This is a genomic window from Pontibacterium sp., from assembly GCF_041587635.1.
GTDB lineage: Bacteria > Pseudomonadota > Gammaproteobacteria > Pseudomonadales > Balneatricaceae > Pontibacterium.
The window spans coordinates 1-7,170 of record NZ_JBFGYC010000166.1 but is presented as its reverse complement, the minus strand read 5'-3'; the positions used below and the strand labels follow the sequence as shown (position 1 = coordinate 7,170).

General features: G+C 51.9%; 7 protein-coding genes. All 7 read right to left on the bottom strand.

Annotation, left to right across the window (positions count from 1 at the left end; translation table 11 throughout):
• Nucleotides 1–830: matrixin family metalloprotease (locus ABYW01_RS09975; protein ID WP_372832436.1), on the bottom strand; the 830-nt coding region annotated here is incomplete at its 3' end.
• A 369-nt stretch (nucleotides 831–1,199) separates the two neighbouring features.
• Complete coding sequence (gene can, locus ABYW01_RS09970) at nucleotides 1,200–1,823, bottom strand: carbonate dehydratase (RefSeq protein WP_372832434.1); 624 nt, start codon at nucleotides 1,821–1,823, stop codon at nucleotides 1,200–1,202.
• A gap of 49 nt (nucleotides 1,824–1,872) precedes the next feature.
• Nucleotides 1,873–2,688 carry a peptidylprolyl isomerase gene (locus tag ABYW01_RS09965; RefSeq protein ID WP_372832433.1) on the bottom strand — a complete coding sequence of 272 codons (816 nt, stop codon included), beginning with the start codon at nucleotides 2,686–2,688 and terminating at the stop codon, nucleotides 1,873–1,875.
• A gap of 70 nt (nucleotides 2,689–2,758) precedes the next feature.
• Nucleotides 2,759–3,433, bottom strand: a complete 675-nt coding sequence (gene narI, locus ABYW01_RS09960; protein ID WP_372832432.1) for a respiratory nitrate reductase subunit gamma — start codon at nucleotides 3,431–3,433, stop codon at nucleotides 2,759–2,761.
• A 19-nt stretch (nucleotides 3,434–3,452) separates the two neighbouring features.
• Complete coding sequence (gene narJ / locus ABYW01_RS09955) at nucleotides 3,453–4,205, bottom strand: nitrate reductase molybdenum cofactor assembly chaperone (RefSeq protein WP_372832430.1); 753 nt, start codon at nucleotides 4,203–4,205, stop codon at nucleotides 3,453–3,455.
• Complete coding sequence (gene narH / locus ABYW01_RS09950; protein WP_193955007.1) at nucleotides 4,198–5,760, bottom strand: nitrate reductase subunit beta; 1,563 nt, start codon at nucleotides 5,758–5,760, stop codon at nucleotides 4,198–4,200. The genes narJ and narH overlap by 8 nt, the downstream gene beginning before the upstream one ends.
• The coding region (locus ABYW01_RS09945) for a molybdopterin dinucleotide binding domain-containing protein (RefSeq protein WP_372832429.1) at nucleotides 5,757–7,170 on the bottom strand (1,414 nt) is incomplete at its 5' end. The genes narH and ABYW01_RS09945, both read right to left, overlap by 4 nt.

Below are 7,170 nucleotides of genomic sequence, written 5' to 3'. Positions count from 1 at the left end.
CATATAGTTTTCAATTGAGCCGTCACCGAGAATGTATAAGTATCGTCACCTGTGCGTGTCGTTGTATCAACACCATACATATATTGAGCGGCTAATATGTCATATACCATGGGCGTTTCGGCTTGAACGGCCTGATAGGTGTAGTATCCCCCGCTCACTTCCTCAAATACATATCCAGCACCGTCATAATCTGTATATGACATCACTATGTATTGAGTGGTATCAAACTCTGTAGAGAGACTAGGAAAGCCATCTTCTGCTTCAAAACTGTGTTTTAATCCCAGCGCATGCCCCACTTCGTGTATCAGTGTGGAATACCCTACACTGCCCGAACTCAGATCAGTCAGCGTTGGGTTCAGCCAGACATCCCCGGCAGCAGCACTGGGTGAGATAATGCTTCCAGACACACTGCCAGATCCAGGCAAGTAGGCATATCCAAGCGTGTTTCCCGATATAGCTTGTGTAAATGCAACGCGAATATCACCATACGTCGTCCCATCCGCGACTTCGACAAAAGCAAGCTGCGAAACCTCAGCCCAACTATCGAGCGCAGCCCTAAAATCACTCTGCTGAGAGGAGTTTAAGCCCGTATAGCCTGCATTAACTTCTTCGGTATATTGCCAAACGGAGCTTTGACCGGGAAAACTATATGTGATGGTCACCGGAGTGCCTACAGATCCCGCCCCCCACTTTGAACCACTGAGTAAACTATCAACACGACTATCATCACTTGCACTAATAACTCGGTTGTTCAAAGCGTCTCTCTCTACGACAACATTAAATAAAGCTCTGATTTCATGCTCTAACAGCATCTTAATGCTCTGAGTCATGCCGGCACGGTATATACCCCACATCATCGCGAACCAATCGAACTGAGGTCAAGTAGCCCAACTCATCAATGGGTCATAGCAGGGTCAATATACTCGAAAGTATCGTGCCGTCTGACAACAACGCGACGATGTTGTTCATGGCTGATTTGGATACGCAAAAGATAAACTTCACATACTGCAGATAAGGACATAAAGTCTCAGCACCTAAACAGAGTGCTGACTCAACCGGACATTAACAGGTTACTTATGTGCGGAGACCAACTCGACTTAACGAGGCAGGCAGGCAGGCAGGCAGGGAAGTTTCAGCACTATACACAACAAAGGCACCTTAATAGGTGCCTTTGATCTTACAGACGGAAGCAGAGTCTATTACTCCACCCAATACAACTCGGGCATGCTGTCGAAGTCATCTGCATCCACTTTCAGGTCTTTGATCACACCGTCTTCAATGCTGTAGATCCAACCATGAATGGTGAGTTCACGGCCAGCTTTCCAGGCACGCTGAACCGGTTTGGTTTTACATACGTTGCTTACTTGTGCCATCACGTTCAATTCACAGAAACGATCAACCCGACGGTCTTCATCGGTTTCTGCGCTGAGAATATCCCGGTTGGCGTAACCGATATCTTTCAGGTGACGCAACCAGTTGTCGATCAGCCCCAGATCCTGGTGGCCAAGCGATGCACGCACACCACCACAACCGTAGTGTCCGCACACGATGATGTGTTTAACCTTGAGCACATCAACCGCATAGTGCAGCACAGAGAGACAGTTGAGGTCTGTATGCAGCACCATGTTGGCGATATTACGGTGAACGAAGAGTTCTCCCGGCATCAGACCCACAATCTCATTTGCGGGTACGCGACTATCGGAGCAGCCAATCCAGAGGTAATCCGGTTTCTGCTGCGCTGCCAGCTCTTTAAAGAAACCCGGACAGCGCTCTTCCATCTTCTTCGCCCAGGCTTTGTTATTGGCTAATAGATCAGAAAGCATCTTGTTACCCTCGAAACCATGACATCAGAGACAGACGTCCCAACAGTGTCTACTGAACCAACAGGGCATCTGCGCCCAGCAACTCGATACCGGCAATTTCAGCATCACCGGCCAGCAACTGAATGTACTGGTTCACTGCACGACGGTAGTTACGTTCCTGCAGGTACATGCGAATACGGTCTTCAACCGCTTCGTAAGGCAGTTGTTCACCTTCAACACGCTGGTCGATACGGACCACATGAAAACCGTAACGGCTTTCAACCGGTCGTTCTGCCAGGCCTACGTCAAGGTTAAACACCTGACGCTCAAACTCCGGCACGGTCTGACCTTTATCCAGCTGCCCCATCTGACCGCCCACTTCTTTTGATGGACAATCGGAGTTGAGCTGCGCCAGTGCCGCAAATCGATCCGGGTTATCTTGCAGCGTGCTGATCAGCGACTCAGCTTCAGCCTGACGTGCCGCACGTTCTTCCAGATCATTGGGATCGGCACCCAGCAAAATATGGCTTGCTGCGATCAATACAGGCGTTTTGAAACGTTCCATATTGGCTTCGTAATAGCGTTCGCAGGTCTCTGGATCTGCAGTAGACAGGTCCACTTCTTGCTCCAGTAAGGTGCTGATCAGTTGTTCGTAATCAGCATCGCTATCATCAGGAACAAGATTTAATTCTTTAGCGCGCTGTAATAGCAGCTCGCGCACCACCAGCGACTGTGCAGCCTGCTGACGGGAGTCTTCCATTGTTTCCGCCGGGTAGTACTGCATCTCTTGCAGGATAGTCGTGGCTTCAATGGTCTTGCCGTTGACAATCACATCATCAAAATCCGGTGCTTCTGTTGGCAGGGAGGTGGTTTCAATCATCTGCATGAGGTTGCTCCTCAGACGGTGGTAAAAAGTAGAGACACCTGCGGCTTACACCGCAGGTGTTGGATCGATCTTAACGCTGACGTACGATCTGGTAACCGCGGGCGAAGTATTTCACCGGCGCGCTCCAGATGTGCACCATACGGGTGAATGGGAAGACAACAAACATAGTCAGACCCACGAAGATGTGCAGCTTGTAGATAAAGCCGACATTCACCAGATGGCTCGCCGCATCAGCCTGCAGAGTCACCAGACTCTGTGCCCAGCCTGCCAGCAGCAACATCACGCTACCGTCCAGGTGCCCCATAGAGAATGGGATGGTCAGCAGACCCAGAGTGACCTGTACGAACAGCAGAACCAGAATAAAGATATCTGCTTTAGTACTGGTCGCACGGACACGCTTATCGCCCAGGCGACGTTTCAGCAGCAGGAAGCAGCCAACCCAGCACACCAGACCCGCAGCACCACCACTGATGATTGCAAGCAGCTGCTTACCACCGGTAGAGATAAACGGTTCGTACACTGCATGTGGTGTCAGCAGACCCACAAGGTGACCGAAGAAGATGAACAACACGCCCACGTGGAACAGGTTGCTCGCCATACGGAACCCTTTCGAGCTCAGCATCTGACTGGAGCTTGCGCGCCAGGTGTATTGTTCCCGGTCGTAACGAATCCAGCTACCGATCAGGAAGATGGCACCGGCGATGTACGGGTACACCCCAAACAAAAGATCATTAATGTAAGACATTCTATTTCTCCCGGGCCCCTCAGGAGCCGGTTGTACCTGTCGGAGACGGTTGAACACTCGGCTGAATATGCAGTGGTTTTGCGATATCCACGGAATCCAGTTCACGACGACGCTGAGTCAGCAGGCTATCGCCACAGCTGGATGCGCTGTCCTGAGCACCACCCTCGGTGAAGCGCACCATCTCTTCTTCCCAGACTTTATCGAGTGCTTCAGGGGTATCGTCACGCGCTTCAGACGCAACTTTTTCCTTCAGCTCCTCACGCTCAACTACCACACCGGTCAGGCTCAACAGCGCTTCGAAAAGCACCGCATAACCACTTTCCCGTTTGTGCAGTCGCGCTTCCAGCAGGGCTAGAATGTGGCTGATATCGGCCAGCCACTGGCGTACTTCCTGTTCCGGCCGTATAGACAGGAACTCAAGAAACAGCGGGATGTAATCAGGTAGCTCACGCTGGCTGATCTCAAAGCCCTGTTTCTCGTAGACGGACATCAGATCCACCATCGCCTGACCACGGTCACGGCTTTCGCCATGGACGTGTTCAAACAACAACAGAGAGTGAGAACGTCCCCGATCGAACAGCGACACGTACTCTTCCTGAACATCCAGCAGATCGGAGGTGCAGAGCTGATCGATAAACTCGATCAGCGACGCTTTCTGTGGTTCTTCCAGGAAAACATCGTCGCGCAGTTCATCGATCAACTCCTGACGACCCTCCAGAAGCTCAGCTTCTGGATAGTCCATCAGGGCGGAGATGATTTTCAGATTACGCATCGGTCAACTCCTTCGGGTCTACCTGCTTCACGCCGCTGATCTTCTCGACCATAGTGACGTTCTGCTTCTTCGCCCCGAACAGGTTGAATTCAGTCTCACCACCGGCACAGCCGTTACCAAAGCTGAAGCCACAACCGTTACGCTCTGGGAAGGCTTCCTTCGCCAGTTCGCGGTGGCTGGTAGGAACGACAAAGCGATCTTCGTAGTTGGCGATTGCCAGGTAACGATACATCTCTTTTGCCTGTCCTTCGGTCAGACCCACTTCTTCCAGCACTTCCAGATTCAGCTTGCCTTCTACCTGTTCGTCACGCTTGTATGCACGCATCGCCAGAATACGCTTCAGCGCTTCCTTAACAGGCTTCTCGTCACCGGCAGTCAGCAGGTTCGCCAGGTACTTAACCGGGATTCGCAGAGAATCAACATCCGGCAGTGCACCGTTCATACCGATCTTGCCAGCATCAGCTGCAGACTGGATCGGGCTTAGAGGTGGCACATACCAAACCATTGGCAGTGTGCGGTATTCAGGGTGCAGAGGCAGCGCCAGTTTCCAGTCCATCGCCAGCTTGTACACTGGGGAGTTCTGAGCGGCTGTGATTACGTTGTCATCAACGCCATCTTTGCGTGCCTGTGCAATCACTGCCGGATCAAACGGATCAAGGAAGATCTCCAGCTGTTTCTCGTACAGGTCCTGTTCGTTACCGGATGCAGCGACTTCTTTGATGCGGTCCGCATCGTAAAGCATCACACCGAGGTAACGGATACGGCCAACACAGGTCTCGGAGCAGACGGTCGGCAGACCGGACTCGATACGTGGGTAACAGAAGATACACTTCTCAGATTTACCGGTTTTCCAGTTGTAGTAGATCTTCTTGTACGGGCAACCGCTGACACACATACGCCAGCCGCGGCACTTGTCCTGATCGATCAGTACGATACCGTCTTCTTCGCGTTTGTAGATCGCACCCGATGGGCAAGATGCTACGCATGCTGGGTTCAGACAGTGCTCACACAGACGTGGCAGGTACATCATGAAGGTGTTCTCGAACTGGCCGTAGATATCCTTCTGTACGTTGTCGAAGTTCTTATCTTTAGAACGTTTGACGAACTCAGTACCGAGGATCTCTTCCCAGTTCGGACCCCATTCGATCTTGTCCATACGGTCACCGGTGATCAGTGAGCGCGGACGAGCAACCGGCTGGTGCTTACCTTCTGGCGCATTGTGCAGCTGCTGGTAATCGAAATCGAACGGCTCGTAATAGTCGTCGATCTCAGGCATATCCGGGTTGGCGAAGATATTCGCCAACACGCGCCACTTACCACCGATACGCGGCTCGATGTTGCCATCGGCTTTGCGAATCCAGCCACCTTTCCACTTGTCCTGGTTCTCCCACTCTTTCGGGTAACCGATGCCCGGCTTGGTTTCAACGTTGTTGAACCAGCCGTACTCCATACCCTCACGTGAGGTCCAGACGTTCTTACAGGTGATCGAGCAGGTGTGACAGCCGATACATTTATCGAGGTTCAGCACCATGCCTACTTGGGAACGAATTTTCATTTGGCTGCCTCCTGAACGGTGTTGTTGTCTTCACCATCCAACCAGTCGATGTTCTTCATCTTACGAACAACTACAAACTCATCACGGTTGGAACCAACAGTGCCGTAGTAGTTAAAGCCGTAGGACTGTTGTGCATAACCACCGATCATGTGGGTCGGTTTAGGACATACACGGGTTACCGAGTTATGGATACCACCACGGGTGCCGGTTGTTTCTGCACCAGGCACGTTCACGATACGTTCCTGTGCGTGGTACATCATGGTCATACCTTCGTTCACACGCTGTGATACCACCACGCGGGCTGCAATCGCGCCGTTGGTGTTGAAGATCTCAACCCAGTCGTTATCTTCGATACCGACTTTTGCTGCATCCACTTCGGACATCCAGATAATCGGACCACCGCGAGACAGGGTCAGCATGATCAGGTTGTCACTGTAGGTGGAGTGAATACCCCACTTCTGGTGCGGTGTGATCCAGTTCAACGCGATCTCTGGGTTGCCGTTTGGCTTGGCATTCATGATCGGGTTAACCGACTTGGTGTTGATCGGCGGACGATACGACATCAAGCTTTCACCGAAGTCACGCATCCATTCATGATCTTGATAGAACTGCTGACGACCGGTAACAGTACGCCAAGGGATCAACTCATGAACGTTGGTGTAACAAGCGTTGTAAGACACGTGCTCATCTTCCAGACCTGACCAGGTTGGAGAGGAGATGATCTTACGAGGCTGCGCCTGAACATCACGGAAGCGGATTTTTTCCTCTTCTTTTGGCTTCGCCAGGTGTGAGTGATCAAGACCGGTGTACTCACCCAGTGCTTCCCACGCTTTCACCGCAACGGTACCGTTGGTTTCCGGCGCAAGGCTCAGGATCATCTCAGCCGCATCGATCGCTGTTTCCAGCTTCGCCCGACCTTCAGATGCACCCTCTTCGGTGTGAGTCCAGTTGAGTTTTTTAAGGAAATCGACCTCTTCCTTCGTATCCCAAGTGATACCTTTACCGCCGTTACCCAGAGACTCCAGCAACGGACCTACAGACGTGAAGCGCTTGTAGGTGTTCGGGTAGTCACGTTCAACCACCGCCAGATTTGGCATGGACTTGCCTGGAACCGGCTCACATTCGCCTTTCTTCCAGTCCAGTACGCCCATCGGCTGTGCCAGTTCTCCCGGAGTATCGTGCTGCATAGGAACAGTAACGATATCTTTCTCAACACCCAGGTGACCAACGCAGACCTCAGAGAATTTCTCAGCAATGCCTTTGTAGATATCCCAGTCAGAGCGCGCTTCCCAAGCAGGGTCAGTCGCTGCAGACAGTGGGTGAATGAACGGGTGCATGTCCGATGTATTCAGGTCATCTTTCTCGTACCAGGTTGCAGTTGGCAACACGATATCGGAGTAGAGACAGGTG